22 protein-coding genes are annotated in these 24,729 nt (G+C 72.1%); 14 read left to right on the forward strand and 8 right to left on the reverse strand.

Annotated features, from left to right (window positions below):
* A partial coding sequence (locus HII36_RS31705) for a fumarylacetoacetate hydrolase family protein (protein ID WP_328807974.1) occupies window positions 1–1,561 on the reverse strand: 1,561 nt, incomplete at its 3' end.
* Window positions 1,562–1,711: 150 nt separating this feature from the next.
* Between HII36_RS31705 and hpaD the strand changes: the two genes are divergently transcribed.
* The 3 genes from hpaD to HII36_RS31720 all read left to right on the forward strand — a co-directional run bounded on the left by hpaD (window position 1,712) and on the right by HII36_RS31720 (window position 4,062).
* Window positions 1,712–2,569 carry a 3,4-dihydroxyphenylacetate 2,3-dioxygenase gene (hpaD, locus tag HII36_RS31710; protein WP_173526966.1) on the forward strand — a complete coding sequence of 286 codons (858 nt, stop codon included), beginning with the start codon at window positions 1,712–1,714 and terminating at the stop codon, window positions 2,567–2,569.
* Window positions 2,570–2,577: 8 nt separating this feature from the next.
* On the forward strand, window positions 2,578–3,324 hold the full coding sequence (locus HII36_RS31715; protein WP_236004055.1) for an alpha/beta fold hydrolase: 747 nt from the start codon (window positions 2,578–2,580) through the stop codon (window positions 3,322–3,324).
* Window positions 3,325–3,474: 150 nt separating this feature from the next.
* Window positions 3,475–4,062, forward strand: coding sequence for a TetR/AcrR family transcriptional regulator (locus HII36_RS31720; protein ID WP_173526967.1), 588 nt, complete (start codon window positions 3,475–3,477; stop codon window positions 4,060–4,062).
* Window positions 4,063–4,144: 82 nt separating this feature from the next.
* Here HII36_RS31720 and HII36_RS31725 read toward each other — a convergent pair whose 3' ends face one another.
* A complete protein-coding gene (locus HII36_RS31725) occupies window positions 4,145–5,086 on the reverse strand; it encodes an alpha/beta hydrolase (RefSeq protein WP_236004056.1) in 942 nt (313 codons plus the stop codon).
* A 46-nt stretch (window positions 5,087–5,132) separates the two neighbouring features.
* On the reverse strand, window positions 5,133–6,116 hold the full coding sequence (locus HII36_RS58815; protein ID WP_328807975.1) for a methyltransferase: 984 nt from the start codon (window positions 6,114–6,116) through the stop codon (window positions 5,133–5,135).
* Between the two features lie 270 nt (window positions 6,117–6,386).
* Between HII36_RS58815 and HII36_RS31735 the strand changes: the two genes are divergently transcribed.
* From HII36_RS31735 to HII36_RS31750, 4 genes are read left to right on the forward strand one after another with little or no spacing between them, the layout of a single operon-like run.
* Window positions 6,387–8,171, forward strand: coding sequence for a dipeptide ABC transporter ATP-binding protein (locus HII36_RS31735; protein WP_173526968.1), 1,785 nt, complete (start codon window positions 6,387–6,389; stop codon window positions 8,169–8,171).
* Between the two features lie 58 nt (window positions 8,172–8,229).
* Entirely contained in the window at window positions 8,230–9,846 is a 1,617-nt protein-coding gene (locus HII36_RS31740; RefSeq protein WP_173526969.1) for an ABC transporter substrate-binding protein, read from the forward strand.
* Between the two features lie 13 nt (window positions 9,847–9,859).
* Window positions 9,860–10,804 (forward strand): ABC transporter permease, encoded by a 945-nt coding sequence (locus HII36_RS31745; RefSeq protein ID WP_173526970.1) that lies wholly within the window; start codon window positions 9,860–9,862, stop codon window positions 10,802–10,804.
* The gene (locus tag HII36_RS31750; RefSeq protein WP_173526971.1) at window positions 10,801–11,718 is read left to right on the forward strand and encodes an ABC transporter permease; all 918 of its coding nucleotides are present in this window, start codon (window positions 10,801–10,803) and stop codon (window positions 11,716–11,718) included. The genes HII36_RS31745 and HII36_RS31750 overlap by 4 nt, the downstream gene beginning before the upstream one ends.
* Before the next feature lie 28 nt (window positions 11,719–11,746).
* Here the strand turns inward: HII36_RS31750 and HII36_RS31755 are convergent, their stop codons facing one another.
* Entirely contained in the window at window positions 11,747–12,580 is an 834-nt protein-coding gene (locus HII36_RS31755; protein WP_173526972.1) for an SAM-dependent methyltransferase, read from the reverse strand.
* Between the two features lie 233 nt (window positions 12,581–12,813).
* Here HII36_RS31755 and HII36_RS31760 point away from each other — a divergent pair, with 233 nt between their 5' ends.
* From HII36_RS31760 to HII36_RS31770, 3 genes are all read left to right on the forward strand, one after another.
* Complete coding sequence (locus tag HII36_RS31760) at window positions 12,814–13,263, forward strand: hypothetical protein (RefSeq protein ID WP_217370214.1); 450 nt, start codon at window positions 12,814–12,816, stop codon at window positions 13,261–13,263.
* A 56-nt stretch (window positions 13,264–13,319) separates the two neighbouring features.
* Window positions 13,320–13,475: a hypothetical protein gene (locus tag HII36_RS31765; protein WP_173526973.1), complete on the forward strand. Its 156-nt coding sequence runs from the start codon at window positions 13,320–13,322 to the stop codon at window positions 13,473–13,475.
* Window positions 13,476–13,618: 143 nt separating this feature from the next.
* Window positions 13,619–14,623, forward strand: coding sequence for a zinc-binding dehydrogenase (locus tag HII36_RS31770; protein WP_173526974.1), 1,005 nt, complete (start codon window positions 13,619–13,621; stop codon window positions 14,621–14,623).
* On the opposite strand, the gene HII36_RS31775 is transcribed toward HII36_RS31770, so the two are convergent.
* Both HII36_RS31775 and HII36_RS31780 read right to left on the reverse strand, forming a co-directional pair.
* Complete coding sequence (locus tag HII36_RS31775; RefSeq protein ID WP_173526975.1) at window positions 14,590–15,246, reverse strand: hypothetical protein; 657 nt, start codon at window positions 15,244–15,246, stop codon at window positions 14,590–14,592. The two genes, HII36_RS31770 and HII36_RS31775, sit on opposite strands and share 34 nt — an antisense overlap.
* A gap of 60 nt (window positions 15,247–15,306) precedes the next feature.
* The gene (locus HII36_RS31780) at window positions 15,307–16,275 is read right to left on the reverse strand and encodes an aldo/keto reductase (protein ID WP_173526976.1); all 969 of its coding nucleotides are present in this window, start codon (window positions 16,273–16,275) and stop codon (window positions 15,307–15,309) included.
* Window positions 16,276–16,382: 107 nt separating this feature from the next.
* Between HII36_RS31780 and HII36_RS31785 the strand changes: the two genes are divergently transcribed.
* Complete coding sequence (locus HII36_RS31785) at window positions 16,383–17,141, forward strand: SDR family NAD(P)-dependent oxidoreductase (protein ID WP_173526977.1); 759 nt, start codon at window positions 16,383–16,385, stop codon at window positions 17,139–17,141.
* A gap of 59 nt (window positions 17,142–17,200) precedes the next feature.
* On the opposite strand, the gene HII36_RS31790 is transcribed toward HII36_RS31785, so the two are convergent.
* Window positions 17,201–18,574, reverse strand: a complete 1,374-nt coding sequence (locus tag HII36_RS31790; protein ID WP_328807976.1) for an amidohydrolase — start codon at window positions 18,572–18,574, stop codon at window positions 17,201–17,203.
* Between the two features lie 83 nt (window positions 18,575–18,657).
* On the opposite strand from HII36_RS31790, the gene HII36_RS31795 reads away from it, so the two are divergent.
* Genes HII36_RS31795 through HII36_RS31805 form a run of 3 tightly spaced genes read left to right on the forward strand, consistent with a single transcriptional unit; the run spans window position 18,658 to window position 23,100 of the window.
* Window positions 18,658–19,761, forward strand: a complete 1,104-nt coding sequence (locus HII36_RS31795; RefSeq protein WP_173526978.1) for a zinc-binding dehydrogenase — start codon at window positions 18,658–18,660, stop codon at window positions 19,759–19,761.
* 19 nt (window positions 19,762–19,780) lie between these two features.
* Window positions 19,781–20,737, forward strand: a complete 957-nt coding sequence (locus HII36_RS31800; protein ID WP_173526979.1) for an aldo/keto reductase — start codon at window positions 19,781–19,783, stop codon at window positions 20,735–20,737.
* Complete coding sequence (locus tag HII36_RS31805; protein WP_217370216.1) at window positions 20,734–23,100, forward strand: arylsulfatase; 2,367 nt, start codon at window positions 20,734–20,736, stop codon at window positions 23,098–23,100. Before HII36_RS31800 ends, HII36_RS31805 begins: the two co-directional genes overlap by 4 nt.
* A gap of 256 nt (window positions 23,101–23,356) precedes the next feature.
* Here the strand turns inward: HII36_RS31805 and HII36_RS31810 are convergent, their stop codons facing one another.
* Window positions 23,357–24,706 carry a glutamine synthetase family protein gene (locus HII36_RS31810; RefSeq protein WP_173526980.1) on the reverse strand — a complete coding sequence of 450 codons (1,350 nt, stop codon included), beginning with the start codon at window positions 24,704–24,706 and terminating at the stop codon, window positions 23,357–23,359.
* Window positions 24,707–24,729 lie beyond the last annotated feature (23 nt).

Below are 24,729 nucleotides of genomic sequence, written 5' to 3' on the forward strand. Positions count from 1 at the left end.
ATCTGGCAGCGGCCGGAGCCGGACCCGTGAGGGTGGCGCTCGTCGAGGACCACCAGGTCGTGGTGGACGGCGTGCGGTCGTGGTTCGAGCCGCCGGGCCCGGTGGAGCTGGTCGCGCAGGGGCCGACCTCGTAGGCCTGCCGCCAGGCGCCCTTCAGCGGGTACAGGCCGTCGATCGGCGCGCCTTCCGTGACGCGTTCGAGGATGAATCGTTCTTCGTCCTCCTGCTGGACGGCGGCGGCGGCCACTTCCGCGGCCAGCGCGGGCGGGATGACGACCACGCCCTCGGCGTCGCCCACCAGCACGTCGCCCGGGCACACCAGCACGCCGCCGCAGTCCACGGGCAGCTGGGAGTCCATCGGCACGTGCCGGCGGCCGAGCACCGCGGCGTGCGCCGCGCCGTAGTAGGAGGGCAGGTCGAGCCCGGCGAAGGCGGGGCTGTCGCGCAGCCCGCCGTCGGTGACGACGCCGGCCGCGCCGCGCTTGAGCGCGCGGGTGGCCAGGATGTCGCCCAGGGTGCCGGCGCCGTGCTCGCCGCGGGCCGAGATGACCAGCACCTCGCCGGGCTGCAGCTCCTCGACGGTGCGTTTCTGGGCGTTCATGCCGCCGCCGATCTCGGCGAAGACGTCCTCGCGCAGCGGCAGGTAGCGCAGGGTGCGAGCGACGCCGACCATGCGCAGGTCGGGCCGGGCGGGGCGGACGCCCTGGATGAAGTGGTGGTCGATGCCGCGGGCGCGCAGCTGGGCGGACAGGGTCGCGGTCGCGACCGACCGCAGCGCCGCCACGGTGGCGTCGTCGAGCGGCCCGCCCGTCTTCTCGGGTTCGCTCGCCGGGTGAGCGGCGGCCGGGGGAGTGGCGGCGCGGCCGCGGCCGACGGCGGCGGCGCGGGTCTCCTCGGTGACCTGGGGCCGCACCCCGTAGGGACCCGGCGCGCGCTCCTCGGCCACCACCTCGTTGCGCAGCCGCCCGGCCCCCTCCAGCTCGACCTCCACCACGTCACCTGGACGCACCACGGTCGAGCCCGCCGGGGTTCCGGCCAGGATCAGGTCACCGGGTTCCAGCGTCATGTACCTGGACAGGTCGGCGATGAGCAGGTCGAAGCCGAACAGCAGCTCGTCCGAGCACGCCTCCTGCACCAGTTCCCCGTTCACCCAGGTACGCAGCCACAACCGCCCGGGATCGGCGTCGGTGAGCAGCCGGGCGCCGACCGGGGTGAAGCCGTCCTGGCCCTTGGCCCGCAGGTTGGAGCCGAGGTCGGCGTGCTTGAAGTCGTAGACGCCGAAGTCGTCGGCGGCCAGGTACCCGGCCACGTGCTCCAGCGCCCGCTCGGGGGAGACCCGGTGCGCCCGGGTGCCGATCAGCGCCGCGATCTCGCCCTCGAAGGCCATCAGCTCGCACCCGGCCGGCCGCACCACGGGCCGGCCCGACCACGACAACGACGTCGGGGGCTTGAGGAAGTACGACGGGACGTCCGGCACCCGCCCGCGCTCGGCGGCGCGGCTGCGGTAGTTCAGGTGCACCGCGATGATCTTGCCGGGTGACAGTCCAAGAGGGTGTCCCACCTCGACTCCCTTCAAATCGTATACGACATCGTTTATGTTATGGCATATGCGAGGTTATCGACAGTCCGCATCAGACGCCTACATGATTCGCATCACGTCCAGACCGGAGAGGAAAGTGCGTATGAGCAAGATTTCGGGCGGTGTCGGGTGATGGGGGAGGTGGTCCTGGCCGCGAAGATCACTCATGTGCCGTCGATCTGGTTGTCCATCCAGCCGGGCAAGCACTTCGGCATCAGGCGTCCGGCCGAGCTGGCGTTGACGGAGATCGGCCGGCGGGCCCGCGAACGCGGCGCCGACACCTTCCTGGTCGCCGACACGCACTGGATGAACAGCATCGGCTTCCACCTCAACGGCAAGGGCCGGCACCACGCCACGTACGTGAGCCACGAGCTGCCGCACTTCATCCACGACCTGGCCTACGACTACCAGGGCGACCCCGAGCTGGCCGAGCTGATCCGCGAGGAGATCGCGGCGGGCGGGCAGAAGGCCCGCGTGCACACCTACCAGGACCTCGGCCTGGAGTACGCCACGTTGGTCCCGATGTACTTCATGAACCAGGAATCCGACATCCGCGTGCTGCCCATCGGCTGCAACATCTACTCCAGCGTCGAGGAGAACCGCCGCGTCGGCGAGGCGCTGCTGCGTGCCGTCCAGCGCAGCGGCCGCAAGGTGGCGTTCCTGGCCAGCGGCTCGCTGTCGCACGCCTTCCCGCCCAACGAGATCGCCGAATCGCTGCTCAACGACGTCAGCAGCGAGATCAACCGCACCGTCGACCACGCGGTGCTGGAGATGTGGGCCGAGGGACGCATCCCGGAATTCCTCGACATGCTGCCCGACTACAACGCCCGCTGCACCGGCGAGGGCGCCATGGCCGACACCGCCATGCTGTTCGGCCTGCTCGGCTGGCGCGACTACACCGGGCGCGGCGAGCAGCTGTGCCCGTACTTCGGCAGCAGCGGCACCGGGCAGGTCGTGGTCGACTTCCCCGTCCCCGCGATGAGCCGGTGAAGGGGGAGATGACCATGCCGCACGCCGCCGACCTGGCCGTCCGCACGTTCACGCCGCAGGGGGACGGTGACGGGCCGCCCGTCCTGCTGCTGCACGGCTTCGCCTCCGACGGCCGCCAGGACTGGGTGGAGACCGGGATCGCCGAAGAACTGGCCGCCGCCGGCCGGACGGTGATCGTGCCCGATCTGCCCGGACACGGCGACAGCCCGCCGCCGGCCGGCCCCGGGTCCGCCACCGCCCCGGCCATCGCCGCAGCCCTGCTCGCCCTGGTGGACGGCGGGGCGTTCGACGTGGTGGGTTACTCGCTGGGGGCCAGGCTCGCCTGGGAACTGCCCGAGCTGGACGCGTCGCGGGTGCGCCGGGTGGTGCTGGGCGGGCTCAGCCCGTTCGAGCCGTTCGCCGCCGTGGACGTCGCCGCGCTGCGTGAAGCCGTCACGGGAGCCGCCGCACCCGGAGATCCGCTGGTCGGGATGCTGGCCGGGATGATCGGGCACGCCGCGCACGGGTCGCCCGAGCGCGCGGCGGGCCTGGTGACCTGCGTGGCGGGATTGCGCAGCACGCCGTTCGAGCCGAAGAAGTGGGCCGGGGACTCGCCGCCGCTGTTCGTGGCGGGCGCCGACGACCAGATGACCTCGGGTATCGAGGCCGTCGTGGCGCTGGCCCCGGGCGCGCGGCTGGCCCGGGTGCCCGGAGATCACCGTCTTGCGCTGACCGGAGCCGAGTTCCGTGCGGAGATCGGCCGCACACTCGGATAGCCTGGAGCCCTCGGACGAATCGGGCCGGTTCCGAGGGCTTGACGAGCCGTGGTCAACCCCCTGCCGACCCTTTGTCCTACACTGGTAGACGAACCATGGCCGAACACGTGCTCGTGTTCGGTGTACGAGAACGTCCGCAGGGGGTGCCCGATGCCCAAGATCATCGACCACGACCAGCGCCGCAGTGACATCATCGACGTGACGTGGGACCTGATCACCAAGGGGGGCATCGAGGCGGCGACCATGCGCGAGATCGCCAGCGCCGCGGGCTTCGCCAACGGCGCGCTCAAGCACTACTTCCCCGGCAAGGAAGACATCATCGAGGCGACGTACGAGCGCGCGCTCAGCATGATGAACAGCTACATCTCGCTCGAAGGCCGCCGCGGCGTGGACGCGCTGCGCGAGATGTGCGAGAAGTCGATGCCCATCGACGAGGACCGCATCCAGGCCGGCCGGGTGCTGCTCATCTTCTGGCAGACCTCGCTGTCGAACCCCAGGCTGTACGACAAGTACCTGGAACACCTGGGCACCTGGCGCGGCATGCTGCACCGGATGATCGTCGAGGGCAGGGAGGACGGCGACATCCGCACCGCCATGCCCGACGAGCAGCTCGTCGACGAGATCGTCCTGATGAACGCGGGCGCGAACGTGATGAGCCTGGTCGGCCCCAAGTTCTCCACCGTCGAGCTGCAGCAGCGGCACCTCGACTCGTTCTTCGAGCGGATCGCCCGCCCCTGACACGCGCCTGAGCCCGCCCCTGACGCGTGCATGAGAAGGCCCGGCACGCGGTGTGCGTGCCGGGCCGGCGGATCGGCCGGACTCAGCCGAACACCTCACGCAGGAAGCCCGAGACCTGCGCGTGCGAGCGCGGCGCCGCGGGCAGCGAGGTGTACAGGCCGAAGAACCCGTGGATCTGGCCGTCGTACCTGGTCAGCTCGGTGGGCACGCCGGCCTCCGCGAGCCGCTTGGCGTACTCCTCGCCCTCGTCGCGCAGCACGTCGTACTCGGCCGTCATCACCAGCGCCGGGGGCAGGCCGCTCAGGTCCTCGGCCCGCAGCGGCAGCAGGTACGGGTTGCCCAGGTCCGCCGGGTCGGCCGCGTACTGCTCGAAGAACCACCACATCACCCCGGCCGTCATGCCGTAACCCTCGGCGCAGTCGGCGTAGGAGGCCCGGCCGTCGCCGGGGTGGCCGAAGACCGGGCAGATGAGCACCTGGGCCGAGATGCGCGGCCCGCCCCGGTCCCTGGACATCATCGACACCACCGTGGACAGGTTGCCGCCGGCGCTCTCACCGCCGATCGCGATGCGCGTGCCGTCGATGCCCAACCCGGCGCCGTGCGCGGCCAGCCACTCCACCACCGCGTAACAGTCCTCGGGCGCGGCGGGGAAGGGGTGCTCGGGCGCGAGCCGGTACTCGACGGAGACCACCGCCACGCCGGCGCCGTTGCACACCGCGCGGGAGGACACCTCGTTCTCCTCGACGCTGCCGATCGTCCAGCCACCGCCGTGGATCCACACGAACGCGGGCACCGGAGCGTCGGACTCGGGCAGGTAGACCCGCACCCGCAGGTCGCCGCCCGGGCCGGGGATCAGGTGGTCGGCGGCCGAGGCGACCGGCTCCAGGTCGTCGGGCAGGCGGATCGAGGCGGCGAAACCGGCCCGCATCTCGGCCGCGCTCATCGGCGCGGGCGGGGCGTCCGCGTCGGACGCGGGCCCGGGCATGGCCGCCAGGAACTCGGCGACCGCTGGGTCGAGTGCCATGTCGATTCCTCTCAGACGTTCTCAAACAGGGTTTTCAGTCGGTCGCTCAGACGGCTTCCGCGACCAGGACGCGGGGGCTGCCGGGCAGCGCCAGCTTGTCCACGGCCCGCCACCCGGCCTCGGCCAGCCAGCCGCGCACCTCGGACTCCTCGTAGACCACGGTTCCGTCGATGACCAGGTACTCGCCGGCGTGCAGCGCGTCGATGGCCCGCTGCTCGGGGTCGTCGTCGAGGAAGAAGTCGAGCAGCAGCAGCCGGGCGCCGGGCGCGGCGGCGGCGCGGGCGTTGGCCAGGATGCGCCGGTTCTGCTCGGCGTTGAAGCGGTGCACCACGTGGTTGACCATGACCAGGTCGAACGAGCCCGCGGGCGTGGCCGTGTCGGTGGGCGCGCCGCTGACCGTCGCCCGGTCCGCCAGGCCGGCCTGGGCGACCTGCTCGGCCACCATGTCGGCGAACGACGGGTCGTAGACGAAGGTGGCCCGCAGACCGGGGTTGGCGCGCAGCGCCTCCATGGCGAAGCCGGACGACAGCCCGCCCAGGTCGAGCAGTTCCCGGTAGCCGGAGAAGTCGAAGCCGGCCGCGAGCATCTTCGCGTGCAGGGCGTTGTAGGTCATGACACCGGCCATGAACGTGCCCCACCGGTCGCCCGAGGTGTCCAGGGTGCCGGGCTCGGTGGTGTCCACGGTGGTGTCGAACTGCAGCCAGTGGCCGTAGCTGATCTCGTTCAGGAAGGTCAGGAACGGCGCCAGGTCGAGCTCCGACTTCTCGCCGACCAGGTAGGCCGCCGCGGTGTCGCCGAGCCGGTAGCGGCCGTCGGACCGGCTCAGCAGGCCCAGGCCGGACATGGAGTCGGCCAGGATGCGCGCCATGCGCGGCGTGACGCCGGTGGCCTCGGCGAGCTCGGCGGCGGTGCGCTCGCCGTCGCGCAGCGCGGCGAACAGCCCGATCCTGCTGGCGGCGAAGAGCTGCTTGGCGCCCATGTAGCCGGTGGCGATGGCGATGATCGGGTCGGGGCTGGGGGATGGATTCACGTTCGGCTCTCTCTGCTCGTGGACCCGGGTGCGGGTCTTCCTCGGCACGCGTTCCGCCGTTAATATCTACGCGCGTAGACGTAACCATAGAGACGATTTCCCCGGCGCGGAAGCCTCTGTCTACGAACGTGGAATAACCGTTGACACTGCGGACACCGTCTGTCAACCTTTGTAGAACTATCTGGCTGGACATGGCTTTCGGCAGGTCAGCGTGGGTTTAGGCGCCGCTGAGCGCTCCGGTGACCAGTGCCAGGAAGGGAGCTCTCGCGCATGTCGCTGCTCAACCTGACGGACTTAACGATCGGTGTGACCCGCGAAGAGACCGATCACGCAGACCGGCTCGAACTCGTCCACGGGCTCACTCTCGACGTCGCGTCGGGGCAGACGCTCTGCGTCGTCGGCGAGTCGGGCAGCGGAAAGACCGTGACCGCCCTGTCGATCATCCGGTTGCTGGAGTTCGTGGCGCCGGTCTACACCGAAGGCGAGATCTCGGTCGCCGGCGTGGACGTCACGCGCCTCAGCGCCGCCGAGATGCGGGCCTACCGGGGCGCGCGGATCGGAATGATCTTCCAGGAGGCGCTGGACTCGCTCAACCCGGCCCAGCGCATCGGGATCCAGCTCATCGAGGCGTACCGGCCGGACGGCGCGCTGCCGCGCCAGGCCCTGCGCCGGGGGAGCAGGCTGCGCCGCGAGGCCGAGGACAAGGCCCGCACGCTGCTCACCGAGGTCGGCCTGGCTGACACCGACCGGATCATGGCGCTCTACCCGCACCAGCTCTCCGGCGGCATGCAGCAGCGGGTGATGATCGCGATGTCGCTGATGTCCGACCCCGACATCCTCATCGCCGACGAGCCGACCACCGCGCTGGACGTGACCACGCAGGCCGAGATCCTGGCCCTGTTCCGGCGCGTGCAGCACGAGCACCGGACCGCGTGCGTGTTCATCACCCACGACATGGGCGTGGCCGCGGAGATCGCCGACCGGATCGCCGTCATGTACCGGGGACGGCTGGTGGAGATCGGCGACAAGCTGGACATCCTCACCGCGCCGAAGCACCCGTACACCCGGGCGCTGCTGGAATGCGTGCCGCAGGTCGGCGTCAGCCGGCGGGCCGGCTTCCCGACGATCTCCGAGGCCAGGCTCAGGGCCGTGATCGAGGGCGGCGCCGACCCGGCGGAGCCCGTCACGCGCACCCCCGGCGACCTGGCGGAACAGGACGGGCCCGCGGCGGGCGACGCCGTCCCGCCGCTGGTCGTCGACCGGGTCACCAAGGTCTACGGCACCTCGCGCGGCCTGTTCCGCCGATCGGCTCGCGACACGGGCGTGCGCGCGGTGAACGAGGTCTCGCTGGAGATCGCCCCCGGCGAGTTCTTCGGCCTGGTCGGCGAGTCGGGCTCCGGCAAGAGCACGCTCGGCCGCCTGGTCAGCGCGCTGGAGACGCCCACGTCCGGCACGATCGCCTTCGGCGAGCACCGGATCACCGACGACGGCCTGCACGGCGACGAGCGGGCCTTCCGCCGCCGCACCCAACTGATCTTCCAGGACCCGCAGAGCTCGCTCGACCCCCGCCACACCATCGCCCGCATCATCGCCGAACCGCTGCGCGAACTGACCCCGATGCGCGGCGCGGAACTCGACCGGCGGGTGGCCGAGCTCATCGACGAGGTCGGCCTGCCCGCCACCTGCGCGGGCCGGCTGCCGTCCCAGCTGTCCGGCGGCCAGCGCCAGCGGGTGTCGATCGCCCGCGCGCTGGCCGCCGAACCCCGGCTCATCGTGGCCGACGAGCCCACCTCCGCTCTCGACGTCTCGGTGCAGGGCCAGGTCATGAACCTGCTCCTGCAACTGCGCCGCTCGCGCGGCATCAGCTTCCTGTTCATCACGCACAACCTCAGCCTGGTGCTGTCGGTCGCCGATCGCGTCGGCGTGATGTACCAGGGCGATCTCATCGAGGTCGGCACCCCGCACTCGATCGCGACCTCCTCGACCCACGCGTACACGGGCCGGCTCCTGGCCGCCAACCCCGACCTGTCGACCTACCTCGACCGGCACGGCTGAGCCCGCCCGCTCGCCCCGCACCTCCCCCCACACCCTCGAGCCAAGAGCGAGAACCACTATGAACGTGCTCTGGAGCGGCCCGCGCGCATGGCGAGCCGGACTCTTCGCCGTCGCGACGGCCGGCGCCCTGCTGCTCACCGGCTGCGCCGGCGCGGCGCCGTCCGCGTCGGCACCGTCGTCCGCCGACGCCGGCCCGCCGGTGCGCGGCGGTACGCTCACCGTCGCCGTCCCCACCGACCCGCAGTCGCTGGACATGGTCGCCAACCCCGGCCAGGTCACCGCGCACATCGGCAACCTGCTGTACGAGAAGCTCTTCGAGGTCGACAAGGCCTTCACCGCCCGCCCCATGCTGGTCGACACCTACGAGATGAGCGACGACCGGCTGACCTACACCTTCAAGCTGCGCGCCGGTGTCACGTTCCACGACGGCGGCGCGCTGACCGCCGCCGACGTGGTCGCCAGCCTGCAGCGCTGGCTCAAGACCCACCTGACCGGCCAGCAGGTCAACGCCGACGTCAAGAGCCTCGCGGCCGACGGCGACACCACGGTCAAGCTGGAGCTGAAGAAGCCCCGCTACCCGCTGATCGACGAGCTGGCCAGCCCCGGCGCGGAGATCTACGCGGCCAAGAACCTCCAGGGCGTGCCACCCACCGGCTTCCTCAAGGAGGCCGCGGTCGGCACCGGGCCGTACAAGCTGAAGACCTGGGACATCGGCCGCGAGATCGTGCTGGAACGTTTCGACGGCTACAAGTCGCGCGCCGAGGAGGACTGGGGCGGCCAGGCCGGCGCCAAGCACACCTACCTCGACGCGATCACCTACAAGGTCGTCGCCGACCAGGACGCGCTGATCAACGGCCTGCAGACCGGCCAGTGGCAGCACGCGATGCCCAGCGACGACCAGTACGTCGCGCTCAAGAACAACCCGGCCGTGGTCGTCAGCCACCTGGCCGGCGCGAACCAGAACGTGATCATCCCGAACTTCAACAAGGGCTCGAAGTTCACCGACCCGCGCGCCCGCCAGGCGCTCAACCTGCTCATGGACAAGCGCGCCATCAACGCCGCCACCGGCGGCGGCCCCGACCTGTCGGTGGAGGTGGGCGCGATGGTCTCGCAGGACAACAAGGCCCTGTACTCCTCGGTCGGCGAGGACGTCTACAAGCAGCACGACCCGGCCAAGGCCAAGGAGCTGTTCGCCCAGGCCGGCATCAACGCCGGTGACACCGTGCACATCGTGACGACCAACAGCTACCCGCAGTTCAGCCAGTGGGCCGTGCTCCTGCAGGACCAGCTCTCCAAGATCGGCATCAAGACGAAGATCGACACCTTCGACTTCCCGACCATGCTCGGCACGCTCACCAAGGACCCGGCCGGCTGGGACATCACCACGCTGTTCTTCAACGCCGCGCTGACCTCGCCGTCCCAGATGCCCGCGGTCACGCTCGGCGGGCTCAACGGCTCCAGCTCGCCCGAGCTGGCCAAGCTGGTCGAGGAGTACAACGGCGTCACCTCGCCCGAGGCGGCCAAGGCCGTGATGGACAAGCTCCAGGGCTACGTCTGGCAGCAGTTCCCGGTCATCACGCTCAGCCAGTCCAGGCTGTACGCCGCCTACTCGCCCAAGCTGAAGGGGTACGACACGTTCTACCGCGTGTTCTGGAACTCCTGGCTGCAGAAGTAGGGGAGCGGGGCACATGACGCCACTCCTGCTCCGGCGGCTGCGCGACCTGATCGTCATCCTGCTGATCGTGGGCACGATGATGTTCTTCGTCATCCGCCTGATCCCCGGCGATCCGGCCATCGCGATCCTCGGGCCGACGGCCAGGCCCGAGGACGTGGAGGCGCTCAGGCAGAGCATGGGACTGACCGGCTCGCTGTGGGAGCAGTACCTGAGCTGGCTGGGCAACGTCGCGCACGGCGACTTCGGCGCCTCGATCACCTACCGTTCGCCGGTGATCCCGGTGGTGCTCGACCACGTCGTGCCGACGCTCACGCTGGCCGTGATCAGCACCGTGATCAGCTTCCTGGTCGCGGTGGCGGTCACCGCGTGGAACGCGGTGTCGCCGCGCAACCTGCTGGCCCGCGGGCTCAGCCAGATGTCCGGCCTGGGCATGGCCATCCCGGACTTCTGGATCGCGCTGATCCTGGTGCTGGTGTTCGCGGTGACGCTGCGCTGGTTCCCCTCCAGCGGCTACGTCAACCTCTTCGCCGACCCGGTGGCCGCCGTGCCGATGCTGGTGCTGCCGGTGATCTGCCTGGTCATCGGGCAGTCCGCGCTGTTCATCCTGACGCTGCGCGAGAGCGTGCTCGGCGAGCTGCCGCACGCCTACCTGCGCACCGCGCGGGTGAAGGGCCTGTCGGAGCGGCAGGTCATGATCAAGCACGTGCTGCCGAACGCGCTCATGCCGCTCATCACCCAGCTGGGCAGCAACTTCGCGATGATGGTCGGCGGCATCGTGATCATCGAGTCGATTTTCGTGATCCCCGGGCTCGGCTCGCTGCTCATGGGCGCGGTGGCCACCCGCGACTTCCCGCTCGTCCAGGGCGTGACGCTGTTCGTGGCCCTCATGTTCGTGCTCGTCAACCTGGTCGTCGACCTGTCCTACGCCCTCCTCGACCCCAAGGTGCGTGTGTCATGACCGAAGTCGCCAGCCAGGCCCCTGCCGGGGTCGCGGGACCGGCGGCGGCCGGCGGGTTCCTGCGATCGCTGCGGCGCAATCGCCTGCTGGCCGCCGCCACCACGCTGCTCGTGCTGATCGTGCTGGCCATCGTCCTGCTGCCGCCGCTGCTGCCCGAGGCGAACGCCACCGACCCGGTCAACCGGCTGCTCCCGCCCTCGGCCGACCACCTGCTCGGCACCGACTCCTACGGGCGCGACGTGTTCAGCAGGCTGATCTCCGGCGGGCGCGCCTCGCTCGGCCTGTCGGCGCTCATCACGCTCTGCGCCGCGTTCACCGGCATGGTGATCGGCCTGGTCAGCGGCTTCTACCGGACGGTCGACGCGGTGGTCATGCGCGTCATGGACGCCTGGATGTCGTTCCCGGCGATCATCTTGGCCATGGCGCTGGCCATCGGACTGGGCGCGAGCATCTGGACCGAGCTGATCGCGCTGACGGTGATCTTCACGCCGTTCACCGCGCGGGTGATCCGCAGCCGGGTGCTCGGCGTGGCCGAACGGCAGTACATCGGGGCGGCCCGGGTGTCCGGCATGCGGCCGGCGAAGATCCTCTTCGTCCACGTGCTGCCGAACGTGCTGCCGCTGGCGCTGGTCCAGGTGGTGATCCTGTCGGCGTCGGCGATGCTGGTGGACGGGGCGATGAGCTTCCTCGGGCTGGGCATCGCGCCGCCGACGCCCACCTGGGGCAACATGATCGCCGAGGGCCGGTCGTACCTGACGCAGGCGCCGTGGCTGATCGTCGCGCCCGGCGCGGCCATCATGATCTGCGTGCTGCTGCTGAACCTGGCCGGCGGCGCGCTGCGCAACGTGGTCGACGCGCGCGCCCGCGCGATGAGCGACCTGCAGAAGCTGCGCACGCGCGGCCCGGTCAGGTAGCCGGGGCCCGGGGGCCTCGGGGGCCGCTTCAGGAGATGCGGGCCAGCGCGCCGTAGTTGCCCGACGCGCAGGGGTCCTCGCCGCAGGCGAGGTCGTGCTCGACCGGCCGCCACCGCGGGATCCACACCAGGCCGGGAGCCACCAGGTCCAGGCCGTCCAGCAGGGCCTCGACCTCGGCCCTGGACCTGATGGTGAGGCCGGGCAGCGTCATGGTGAGCACGTCGTGGATGGCCGGCCGCAGCTCCGGCGGGACGCCGTCGAAGGTGGTGTGCAGCAGGGCCAGGTAGCTGCCCGGCGAGGCCGCGTGGCACAGCCGCTTGACGACGTAGTGGGCGTACTCGTCGTCGTCGACGCCGTGCGCCGACAGCAGCAGCACGGCCAGCGGGCGGTCCCAGTCGATGAACGTCTGGACCACCTGGTCGCGCAGCAGGTCGTCGATCTCGCGCACGTCACCGTCGACCACCCGCACCAGGTCGGTGAACGGCTCGACGGTGGCCTGCGCCAGCGTGACCACCATCGGGTCGCTCTCCACGTACAGCACCCGCGGGTCACCGGCCGAGGCCGCGCGGGCCTGGTCGTGCAGCATGTTCCCGGGCGGCAGGCCGCTGGAGACGCCGCTGCCCACGATGAGGAACTGGTCGATGCCCTCGTCGGCGGCCAGGTGGCGGACGACTCGCGTCAGGAACTGGAGCACGGCCCTGGCCGCGGTCTTGGCGACGGGGGCGACCTGGTCGAATCGGCACACCATGGCCTCGTCGGCGAGGAAGTTGTTCTTCCCGCCCGCTGCCGCGTCGAGTATCCGGGTGACCCTGGCATGCGTCGCGTCCAGCTTCGCCAGGTTCCGGACGGCACGTTGGCGCATGAGCGTTGCCCCTTCCCTCGCCGCCACCATTTGCGGGTAGGTGATCTATGGCCTCACTCGAACGACTCAGACCATATGTTCCAACAAATCCAGTCAATGGCAAGAGTTAAGACCGGTTATTTCGGAAATGTTTGTTACCAGAATCTCCGTGCGCGGCGGCCGGGCGGCCGGTTCTCATTGAACATTCACCTACCGCTGAGCTTCCGTTGAGCCCGGTCGGCCAGCATCGGGTCATGACTTCGATCAACCTGAGACTCGGGCTCATCGGCGTGGTGGTCCTGGGGATCCTGGGCGGCGCGTTCGAGCTGTTCGCCGAAGGGCACTGGCGCTCCGCCCAGCAGCTGATCCCGTGGCTGGCGCTGGTGCTGCTCGGGTCCGCGGTGGTGCTCCTGCTCGTGCGCGACACGCCGGGCGCGGTGAACGCGGTGCGCGCGGTGGCCCTGATCGTGTTGCTGGCGGCCGCGTTCGGCGTGTACGCGCACGTCTCGGCCAACCACCGGGCCGGCGTCTTCGACCCCGCCTGGCCGACGCTGTCGCCGCTGACCCAGTGGTGGTACGCCCTCACCAAGTCGACCGGCTCGGCGCCGCCGCTGGCCCCCGGCATGCTGGCCCAGAGCGCGCTGCTCCTCGTCCTGGCCACACTGGCCCCGGCGAAAGTCAAGGCGGCCGAGGCGCGGCTCTAGACGCTCACCGCGCCGATCCGGCAGCCTTGATCTTCCCCTGTCGGATGGAGGACGAGATGAACGTGGGCGCGGCGGAACTCTTGATCATCCTGGTCCTGTACGTCATCCCCGTGGTGGTGGTGTTCTTCGTGATCTACTGGGCGATCCGGCTCGCGATCAGGCACGAGACGCGGCGTTCGCGCCACCTCGACCGCCACCTCGACCGCCACTGACGCCACTGACCGCCGCCGGCCGCACCTCGGCGGGCGGCGGCGGGCTCTGGCGTCTGGCTCTGGTATCGGGTGGTGGTGTCTGGTGGTGGCGTCGTGCGGGGACCGTCAGCCGATCGTGCGGGGCGGCGCGCAGGCTGGGGCGCATGAAAGCACTGATCTTCGACCCAGACCTGACCTTCGGCGCCGTCCCCGACCCGGTGCCGGCCCCGCACCAGGCGCTGGTCGAGGTGGCGGCCGTCGCGCTCAACTTCGGCGAGATCGCCTACCGCTCGCCGGACCCGCGACCCGGCGATGCCCCCGGCGATCCTTCCCGTCCCGCTCCCCGTCCTGCTGCCCGGCACGTTCCCGGCTGGGACGCCGCGGGCGTCGTCGTCCGGGCCGCCGCCGACGGCTCGGGACCGGCGGCGGGCGCCCGGGTCGTCACCTTCGGCTGGGCCGGCGCCTGGGCCGAGCTGCGTGCCGTGGACACCGCCGACCTGGCCGTCGTACCCGACGGCGTGGACCTCGGCCTGGCCGCCGCGCTGCCGGTCGCCGGGGGGACGGCCGCGCAGGCCGTGCGCAGGCTGGGGCCGATCGCCGGCCGCCGCGTCCTGGTCACCGGCGCGTCCGGCGGGGTCGGCCGCTTCGCGGTGCAGCTCGCCGCGCGGGCCGGCGCGCACGTCATCGCCTCGGTCGGCGCGCCGGAACGCGGCGCCGGGCTGCGCGAGCTGGGGGCCGCCGAGATCGTCATCGGGCCCGCCGGGCTGCGCGAGCGCGTCTTTGGCGTCCTGGACAACGTGGGCGGACGGCAACTGGCCGAGGCGTTCCTGCGGCTGACGGACGACGGCGTGGTCCAGGCCATCGGCAAGGCCTCGCGCGAGCCGACCACGATCGACTTCGAGGAGGCCCGGGTCAGGTCGCTGCGCGGGCGGATCGAGAACTTCAACCTGGAGACCCCGCTCGGCGCCGACCTCGCCCACCTGATCGGCCTGCTGGCCGCCGGGGAACTGGACGTCCCGGTGGGCCTGCGCGCGCCCTGGGACGACGCCGCCGAAGCCGCCGCGAGCCTGCTCGGCCGCCGCGTCCAGGGCAAGGTCGTCCTCGACCTGCCGCGGACCGCGCCGGACAGGCCGGCTCAGGTCGCGTCGGACAGGCGGAACGTCACGTAGGGGCGCGGCCGCTGCTCCCAGCCGAGGGTGAGCCGCGCCCCGGTGGTCTGCTCGATGACCGTGAGACAGGCGGCCCGCCAGTCGTAGCCGTCGCGCCAGTGGGAGCCGTCGTCCTCGTCGTCGTCCTCGTCGGGTTCGTCCGAGCTGTGGAAGAAGTCGGTCGTCGCCCGCAGCTCGGGCCAGCGGGCCAGGCCGGGGTGAGCCTCCTGCCGGGCCGGGAAGAGCGCGTCGACGCTCAGCACGAGCTCGCCCCCGGCCGCGAAGCTCAGCGCGTTGACCGCGTTGACGTTCCACCGGACGCCGTAGGCCCGGGCGTCCCGGCTGAGCCGGCCGAGCGTGTCCGGCCACACGGCGCCGAACTCGAAGAGCACGGTGGTCGCGCCGTACCAGCCGACGAGCACGGGATACGCGTCGAAGTCCGGCGGCACGACGGCGCTCAGCGGCGCCGGCTCGTGGATCTCGTACGGCGCGTCACCGGCGAGCCTGGCGGCGATCTGCTCCAGCGTGAGCGGCCGCCCGTCGTCGGGGACCACCGCCGTCCAGCCCAGACCGGTCTGATGGACGTACGAGACCTCGGCGTAGGACTCGCGCAGGTCGGCGGTGGTCGGCTGCCCGGCGTTCATGCGCGGCCCTTCGTCCGGGGGAAATGGATCTTGAAGATCCTCGCACATCGGGCGGGCGGGTCACGTCCAGCGGCCGTCGGCGCGTACCTCACGGTCGAGCCACAGGTCGGAGAGCGCGGCGCGCACCTCGGCGCCGTGCGCGCGCCACAGCTCCAGCGCACCCAGGTTGTCGTCGAGCTGTTCCATCCGGCTCACCCCGAACAACACGTTGGCGACCGCCGGGTGCTCCAGGCAGAAGGCGATGGCCACCTGCGCGGGCGTGGCGCCGAACCCGGCCGCCACGCGCGCCACCGCGTCGCCGGCGTCCCTGATCGCCTCGCGGATGCCGCCGGGGTCCGCGCCGATCTTCCGCTCGGGGAACTTCCTGCCGACCAGGATGCCGCCCTCGAAGACGTCGGAGGCCTGCAGCGCCAGCGTGCCCGCGGCGAAGTGCGTGCCGTAGTGGTCGCCCTCGGCCATCGACCGGCGCGCGATGCTGTACTTGAGCTGGGCGAAGCCCGGCGGGGTCAGCCCCTCGTCGGCGGCGAAGCGCAGCGCCAGGTCCACGTCCTCGGCGATCCAGTTGTTGACGCCCCAGCCGCCGAACCACCCGGCCCTGATCTGCTCGTTCACGTCGAGGACGATCTGCCGGATGTCGGGGCGCTCCATGTAGTCGCCCACCACGACGGTGTCGGCGCGCTCGATCCCGATGCGGCCCAGGCTCACCTCGAGCTGCTCGCGGAAGCCGGCCCGCGGGTACTCCCACAGCCACAGCTTGCCGCAGAGCTGGTAGTCCTCCCTGCGCACGCCGGCCTCGCGGACCAGCTCGCCGAAGATGACGTCGGTACGCGCCTGCTCGGCGTGCGGGCCCATGTTGTAGTGGGCCACGTCGAAGAGTGTCACGCCGGCGTCCAGGGCGCGGCGCAGGAGGGCGACGGCGTCGCCGAACTCCATGCGGTCCCAGGTGTTCCAGGAGCCCAGCCCGAACAGCGACGTGGTCACGCCGCCGGGGCCGAGCGTGCGTACCGGGACCCGCTGTGTGTCGCTCACGTCGATCCACTCCCTGCCTATTTTTTGTCTACGCGCGTATAATAATAACCTCGTCAACCCCTCCAGCCCCAGCCTTTCCGAAGGCCGGTCAGTGAACAGGAATCCTCATGAGCCAAGCTTCCGCCGCCCAGGCGACCCCCAGGACCGTGCTCGTGACCGGCGGCGCCAGCGGCATCGGCCACGGCGTGGCCGATGCCTTCGCGGCCGCCGGCGACCGGGTCGTCGTCGCCGACATCGACGAGGCCCGCGCCCGCGCCGCCGCCGACGAGCTCGGCGGCGACCACGTGCGGGTGGACGTGGGCGACGCCGCCTCCGTCGAGGCCGCGGTCGCCGCGGTGGCCGACCGGCACGGCACGATCGACGTGCTGGTCAACAACGCCGGCCACACCGCCGGCGGCGGCCCGCTCATTGGCCTGGACGTCGACGTGTTCGACTCCTGCGCCCGGGTCAACTTCCGCGGCACGTTCCTCATGACCAGGGCCGTCGGCGCGCACATGGTGGAGCGCGGCGTGCGCGGCTGCATGGTGAACGTCTCCTCGATCGGCGCCCGCCAGCCCACGCCCGGCCTCGGACACTACGAGGCGACCAAGGCCGCCATCGACGCGCTGACCAGGTCGGCCGGGATCGAGCTGGCCCCGCACGGCATCCGCGTCAACGGCGTGGCGCCGGGGCCGGTGCTCACGCCGATGACCGCCATGTTCGCCACCGACGACACGGCACGCAAGATGTGGGAGTCGCGCATCCCGCTCGGGTCGATCGCCCAGGTGGCGGACATCGTGCCCGCCGTCGTCTTCCTCGCCTCCGACGGCGCCCGCCACATCACCGGCGTCACCCTCCAGGTGGACGGCGGCCAGCTCCTCATGTGACGGGTGCACAAGGCGTGACCGAGTGCGACCGGGTGGATCCCGCCCGGTCGCGCCCGGCGTCAGTCCAGCCGGACGCCGTCGCGGACGTACACCACCCGGCCGTCCACCACGGTCGCGTCCACCGCCACCTCGGGCAGGTCCGCCGGGGTGACGGTCAGTGGGTCGTGCGCGAGCACGCAGAAGTCGGCCACCTTGCCGGGCTCCAGCGAGCCCTTCCAGGACTCCGCGCCGTCCTGCGCGGCGGGTGCGGTGGTGTAGCAGCGCAGCAGCCTGGTCATCAGGCCGGGGCGGGCGGCCCGCTCGCCGAGCAGCCCGGCCGCGGCGGCGATCTGCACCCGCCAGTCCGGCGTGGTCACCGGGGCGTCGCTGCTCAGCGTGAACGGCACCGCGCCGTCCAGCAGCGCGGCCAGCGGCCAGGCCGAGCCGGCCACGTCCGCGCCCAGCGCCCCGGCCACCATGCCCGCGGTGGCCTGGGCGATCACCGGCTGGGTGGTGAGCCCGATGCCGAGCCGGGCCATCCTGGCGACCTGCTCGGGGGTGACCAGGTCGCCGTGGATGACGTAGTGACGCGCGGCGCCCGCGCGATCGGGGTCGTCGGCGAGCGCGTCCGCGACCGCGTCGATGACCGCGCCGATCGACCTGTCGCCGGTGGCGTGCACGCCGGCCTGCAGCCCGGCCCGGTGCGCCAGCTCGATCATGGTGCGCAGGCTGCGCTCGCGCGCCGCCTCGTCGGCGCCGTCGACCAGCAGGGAGCCGTGCGAGCCGTCGGGGTAGCGGTGGCAGGTCCAGGCCGAGCGCATGGGCGGGATGCCGTCGGCGAAGATCTTGACGCCGGCCACGTTGAGCCACTCGGGATCGGTGGCGGGCGCTCCGGTGCGCAGGCCGCGCGTGACGTCCGCCAGCGTGCTCGGGCCGTCGAGGACGCCGAACAGCCGCAGCACCGTCACGCGCGCCGACAGCTCGCCCGCCGCGGCGAGCGCCGTGTAGGTGTCCAGGACGGCCTGCGAGAAGCAGCCGGTCTCGCCGTCGTCCTCGCCGGGGCCGAGGCCGGGCTCGGTGTAGCTGGTGATGCCGAGCGAGGCGCAGATCCGCCCGGCCCGCAGGATGGCCGCGCGCCGTTCCTCCTCGCCGCCGATCAGCCGTCCGGGGTGCCCGGACAGGCCCTTCTCGCTGATGAGCGTGTCGGGCCAGACCGCGCCTAACCAGGTGGCGTGCAGGTGCGAGTCGTTGATGCCGGGCATCAGGGTGCGCCCGGCCAGGTCGAGCACCTGGGTGGCGGGGCCGATCTGGGCGGCGGCCGCCGCGTCCGTCCCGGTCGTCGTGACACGCCCGTCGCGTACGGCCAGCGCCGTCGCGCGGGTGTCGGCCGGGTCGAAGGTGAGCACGTGGCCGCCGAGCGCGACGAGATCGGCTGGGGGGTGGTCCGCTGACACCGTGGAGCCTCCAAGGGGCTGTAATTATTTGTCAACGAGTGTAGATTAACCACACTCAACGGTTGAAAGCCATGAAGGTGACTATGCCTACGCAAACTGCTGCCGCCGTACTGACCGAGCACGGGCGGCCACTCGACCTGCAGGACGTACCGCTCCCCGAGGAGATCGAGCCGGGCGCCGCCCTGGTCCGCATCACCTGCACCACCTTGTGCGGCACCGACGTCCACCTCTGGACCGGCCAGATGACCTTCCCCGGCATGCTGCCGATGATCCTCGGCCACGAGATGGTCGGCGAGGTCGTCGCGGCCGGCCCGGGCACGACCGACGCGCTCGGCCGCCCGGTCGCGCCCGGGGACCGCATCGGCTGGTCGGAGTCCACCTGCGGACGATGCCACGGTTGCGCCGTGTTGCGCGAGCCCGTCGCCTGCGCCAGCCGCGGCTACGGCTTCATGCAGCGCTCCGACCGGCCGCCGTACGCCATCGGCGGCCTGGCCGAATACTGCTACGTGACGCCGGGCGCGGCCAAGCTGCTGCTGCCCGAGGACGTCAAGGACACCTGGGCGTCGATGTCCGGCTGCGCGGCCAAGACCGTGCTGCGCGCGGTCGACCGGGCGGGCGGCATCCGCACCGGATCGACCGTGGTGGTGCAGGGCGCGGGCGCGCTCGGCATCTTCGCCACCGCCGTCGCCAGGATCGCCGGCGCCGGCACGGTCGTCACCGTGGGCGGCCCGGACGACCGGCTGGCCGCCGCCCGCCGCTTCGGCGCCGACGCGACGGTCTCCGCCGGCCTGACCAAGGACGAACGCGTCGCCGCCATCAGGGAGGCGGTCGGCGAACGTGGCGCCGACTACGTCTTCGACCTGGCCGGCGCGCCCACCGTGGCCGAGGAGGCGGTGGCCGTCGCCGCCCAGCGCGGCACGTTCGTGGTCGTCGGCTCGACCGGGTTCGAGCTCGCGCCGGTGCCGCTGGGCGCGGTGATGGGCAAGGAGCTGACCGTGCTCGGCTCGCTCAACGGCGACATCTCCGACTACCACCGCGCCATCGGCTTCTTCCGCACGTTCGCCGACCGCATGCCCTGGGACGAGCTGTTCAGCAAGCCGGTCGGGCTGTCCGAGGCGAGCGCCTGCGTGGCCTCGATGGCCGAACTCGGCCAGATCAAGGCCGTCATCGACCCCCGCCTGCCGTGACCGATCTGGAGTGAACCGCATGAAGACCGCCATCCCCCGCCGCCGCATCGGCCGCGACGGGCCGGAGACCGGAGTGCTGGCACTCGGCTCCTGGCACACCTACGACCGCATGCACTTCCACGACGCGGTCGACATGATCCGCGAGGCCGTCGACGCCGGAATCGACCTGTTCGACGTCGGCGTCTACGGCTTCCCCGGCATGCCGCCCGTCTTCACGGACGTCATCTTCTCCGCGCTGGTGCGGGCCGCCGGGCTGCGCCGCGAGGACTACCTGCTGTCGTCCAAGCTGTGGCTGGAGGGCTATCCGCAGCAGAGCCTGCGCGCCCAGCTGGAGAACGCGCTGTTCCGGGCCGGCGTCGAGCACGCCGACCTGGTGGTGCTCGGCGACCTGCGCCACGACGGCGTCGACCTGCACGAGCTGGTCATGGACCTGCACGGGCTGCGCACCGCCGGGCTCATCAGGAGCTGGGGGGTGAACAACTGGTCGGCCTCGAACGTCCAGACCCTGATCGACGCGGCCGCCGGCGAAGGCGTCGAGGGGCCGGCCATCGCGCAGCTCAAGTACAGCGTCTCCCGGCGCTCGATCCCCGACGGCCGGCCGTTCGCCAAGATCTTCGGCCAGGGCGTGACCCTGCAGTCCTCCGACGTGCTGGAGGGCGGCGTGCTGCTGGGCAAGGGCATCGACCGGCAGGTCGGCCGCGACCCCGGCGAGATCAGGGAGCGCATCGCGCTCTCCGCGGCCGAGCTGCGGCGGATCGCCGCCGAGCTGGGCGCGACGCCCGCGCAGCTGTGCGTGGCGTTCACGCTCACCCACCCGGCCAACACCACCACGCTGTTCGGCGCGACCAGCATCGAGCAGCTCAGGGACAACCTGGCGGCGGTCGACCTGGTGGACCGGGTCGGCGCGGAGGAGTTGCGCGCCCGCGTCGCGCCGCTGTGGGCCGACCAGGACGTCGTCGACCCGGAGGGTCCGTGACGGCTCAGGCACCCACGCCCGCCGGGGACCAGGTCCCCGGCGGGGCGCCGGAAGGCGTGCGCAGCCGCGGCTACGAGGGGTTCGGCGGGACCGTCAGGGAACTGGCGTCGCAGTCCGAGCCGTGGTGGCCGCCGCGCCACCGGGCCAGGCCAGGCGCGCCGAACGTGATCGTCGTCCTGGTCGACGACCTCGGCTTCAGCGACCTGTCGCCGTTCGGCGCGGAGATCGACACCCCGCACGTCCAGGCCCTGGCCGAGACCGGCTACCGGCTGACCAACTACCACAGCACCCCGCTCTGCTCGCCCTCGCGCGCCGCGCTGATGACCGGGCTCAACCCGCACCGCGCCGGGTTCGCCACGGTCGCGCACGTGGACCCCGGCTACCCCGGCTACCAGCTGGAGATCCCGCGTGACGTGCCGACGCTGGCCGAGTCGTTCCGGGCCGGCGGGTACGCCACGTTCATGGTCGGCAAGTGGCACCTGACCATCGAGTCGAAGCTGCACGACGGCGCGGACAAGAGCTCCTGGCCGGTGCAGCGCGGCTTCGACCGCTACTACGGCTCCATGGACGGCTTCACCTCGCTGTTCCACCCGCACCGCCTGATCAGCGACAACAGCCCGGTCCGCGACGAGGACCGGCCGGCCGGCGGCTACCTCACCGACGAGCTGACCGACCGGGCCATCGACATGATCGACGGCCTGCGCGCCAACGACGCCGGCAAGCCGTTCTTCCTCTACTTCGCCCACCACGCCGTGCACGGCCCGGTGCAGGCCAAACCGGCCGACATCGCCAAGTACCGCGGCCGCTACGACGCCGGCTGGCACCGCGTCCGCGAGGAGCGCTTCGCCCGCCAGCTCCGCGACGGGCTCTTCCCCGAAGGCACCGCCGCCTCCGGCTCCGGACCGGACGAGACGCTGGGCGTCCCGTCGTGGGACGAGCTGAGCGCCGAACAGCGCGAGCTGTACGCCCGGCACATGGAGGTGTACGCCGCCGCCGTGGACGCCGTGGACCAGAGCCTGGGCCGGCTGGTGGACCACCTGAGGCGCATCGGCGAGCACGAGAACACGATCATCGTGGTGACCAGCGACAACGGCGCCACCGGCGAAGGCGGCGTGGAGGGCACGCGCAGCTACTTCAGCCGCTTCGTGCACCTGGCCGGACTGCCCGCGGACTGGTGTCCCGACGTGCCGCGCGACCTCGGCCTCCTCGGCGGCCCCCAGGTGCACGGGCACTACCCGCGCGGCTGGGCGCACGTGTCGAACACGCCGTTCCGGCTCTACAAGGGGCACGCGTACGCGGGCGGGGTGCACGTGCCGTTCGTGCTGTCCTGGCCGGCCGGGCTGCCCAGGGCCGACGGGGACGACGGGGTGCGGGCGCAGTACGCGTACGTGACGGACGTCGCGCCCACGCTGCTGGCCCTGGCCGGGGTGGACCGCCAGGCCGAGCGCGCCGGCGCGGCGGCGCGCGAGCAGGACGGCGTCTCCTTCGGCCACCTGCTGCGCGACGGCGCGCTGGCCGGCCTGCACCGCTCGCAGTACGTCGAGTGCGGCGGCCAGCGCGGCTACTTCGCCGGCCACTTCAAGATCATCTCCCCGCGCCTGCCCGGCGAGCCGTTCCGCGAGGACGGCTGGGAGCTGTACGACCTGGCCGCCGACCCGGCCGAGACCACCGACCTGGCCGCCGAGCAGCCGGAGCGGGTGGCCGAGCTGGCCGCGAAGTGGCGCGAGGCGGCCTGGCTGAACACGGTCTTCCCGCTCGACGACACCGGCGACATGCTGCTCACCAGGCCCGCCACCGAGCTGGAGCTGTCCAGGCCGGTCACGCTCCGCCCCGGCGGCCCGGCGCTGGAGCGCTTCCGCTCGGCCAAGCTGACCTCGCTGCGCTCGTTCACCGTCGAGGCGGCGCTGGAGTGCGGCCCGGGCCAGGAAGGCGTGATCGTCGCGCACGGCGACCAGGGCGGCGGCTACCTGCTCTACGTCGAGGACGGCGAGCTGCGGCTGACCTACAACGCCTACGGCCTGCCGCTGCGCGCGTCGGGGCCGCTGCCCGGCGGCCCGGTGACGATCGAGGCCCGCTTCACCGCGCTGCCCGAGATGCGCTGGGACATCGAGGTGCTGGCGGGGGAGCGGCCGCTGATCAAGCTGGCCGGGGTGCCGCAACTGCTCGGGATGGCCCCGTTCACCGGCATCAGCGCCGGGTACGACCACGGCGGCCCGGTGGACTGGGAGCTGCGCGAGCGGCGCGGCGCCTTCCCCTACCGGCACGGGCTCGGCTGGGTGCGCTACACGCCGGGGGAGAAGGCCGGCTACCACCCGGAGATCATCGCCATGGCGGACGAGCTGGCGCAGCGCGCCGTCGAGTGACCGGCGGGTGAAACGCGTCGAGGGCCGCCGGTCGGGAACCGGCGGCCCTCGAGCGTTACCCCGGAGGTGAAGGGTGGCGGCCTCCAGGGGGCGGGGCGGCCCGTCCGGATGCCGTGGCCGCCCGGGGAGAAGGCCGGGCGCCCCTACGGGAGGAGAACGGGCGCCCGGGGTCTGCGGGTCACAGCCGGTGGCGGTGGCTGCGCTCGGGGCACAAGCGGTGGCCGTGCTCAGGTCACAGGCTGCGGCTGTGCTCGGCTCACAGGTGGTAGCTGTACTCGGCGAACTCCCAGTCGGTGACGTGCCGCTGGAAGCGGGCGATCTCGTCGCGCTTGTAGGCCAGGAAGGCCGCCGCGAAGTCCTTGCCGAGCAGCTCGATCAGCGCGGTGTCGGCCTCGAAGGCGGCCAGCGCGTCGGTCAGGGTCATCGGCAGCACCGGCGCCTTGGTCCGGTCGTAGCCGTAGCCGACCAGGGGCGCGGGCGGCTCCTCGGCCGCGCGCACGCCCAGCAGCGCCGCCGCCGCGGTCCCGGCGATCAGCAGGTACGGGTTGGCGCTCGCGTCGCCGAGCCGCAGCTCGAACCGGGCGCCCGCGCCCCGCTCCGGGGGCACGCGGATCATCGCGCTGCGGTTGTCGAGACCCCAGTCGATCAGCCACGGGGCCAGCGTGTCCGGGCCGAAGCGCTTGTACGAGTTGATCGTCGGATTGGCCAGCGCGGCCAGCGCCGGCGCGTGCGCGAGCACGCCCGCGATGGCGTGCCTGGCGGTGGCCGACAGCCCGTGCGGCCCGGCCGGGTCGTCGAAGGCGTTGCGCCCGTCGGCGTCCTCGCACGACAGGTGCAGGTGGAAGCCGGAGCCGCCCTCGTCGTTGAACGGCTTGGCCATGAACGTGGCCAGCCTGCCCTCGATGCGGGCCAGCTCCTTGATCGCCGACTTGAACCAGAACGCCCGGTCGGCGGCGTCGAGCGCGGCCGAGTGCACCAGGTTGATCTCGAACTGGCCGCTGCTGAACTCGTGGTTGCCCGCCGCCGCGCCGACACCGAGGTCGCGCAGGTGGCGCAGGGTCCTGATGAGGTGGCCGTCGGGGTCGCCGCGCCGTCCCGCGGTGTAGACGTTGCCGGGCGCCTCGGCGTAGCGCCGCCAGCCGCCGCCGGGCGCCGGGTCGCACAGGAAGTACTCCAGCTCCGGCCCGACGACCGGGCGCAGCCCGTGCTCGGCGCACCGGGCCAGGACGCCGCGCAGCAGGTCACGCGGGGACTCCGGGGCGGGGCCGCCGGTGACGGGGTCGATGACGTCGGCGTGGCACCAGGCCACCCCGGGCTCCCACGGCAGCGGGGCCAGCGTGGCCAGGTCGGGGATGACGGCGACGTCGGGCAGTCCCGCGTCCAGGCCGCCGGCGATGTCCACGGTCTCGCCGCGCGGGGTGGTGTGGTACACCGCCCGGCAGAAGGCCAGCCCGTGCTCGCAGGCGGACGGCAGGTGGTCCAGCAGGACGTCGCGGGCGCGGTCGGTCCCGGTCAGGTCGGGGTAGATCACGCGCACGACGTCGACGTGCTGCTCGGCCAGACGGTCGAGGTGCTGCCGGACCAGGGGGGAGGCGTGGCCGCTCACCGGTGTTCTCCTCGGGCGGACGG

The sequence above is a fragment of the Nonomuraea antri genome, from assembly GCF_013283785.1.
GTDB classification, from domain to species: Bacteria; Actinomycetota; Actinomycetes; order Streptosporangiales; family Streptosporangiaceae; genus Nonomuraea; species Nonomuraea antri.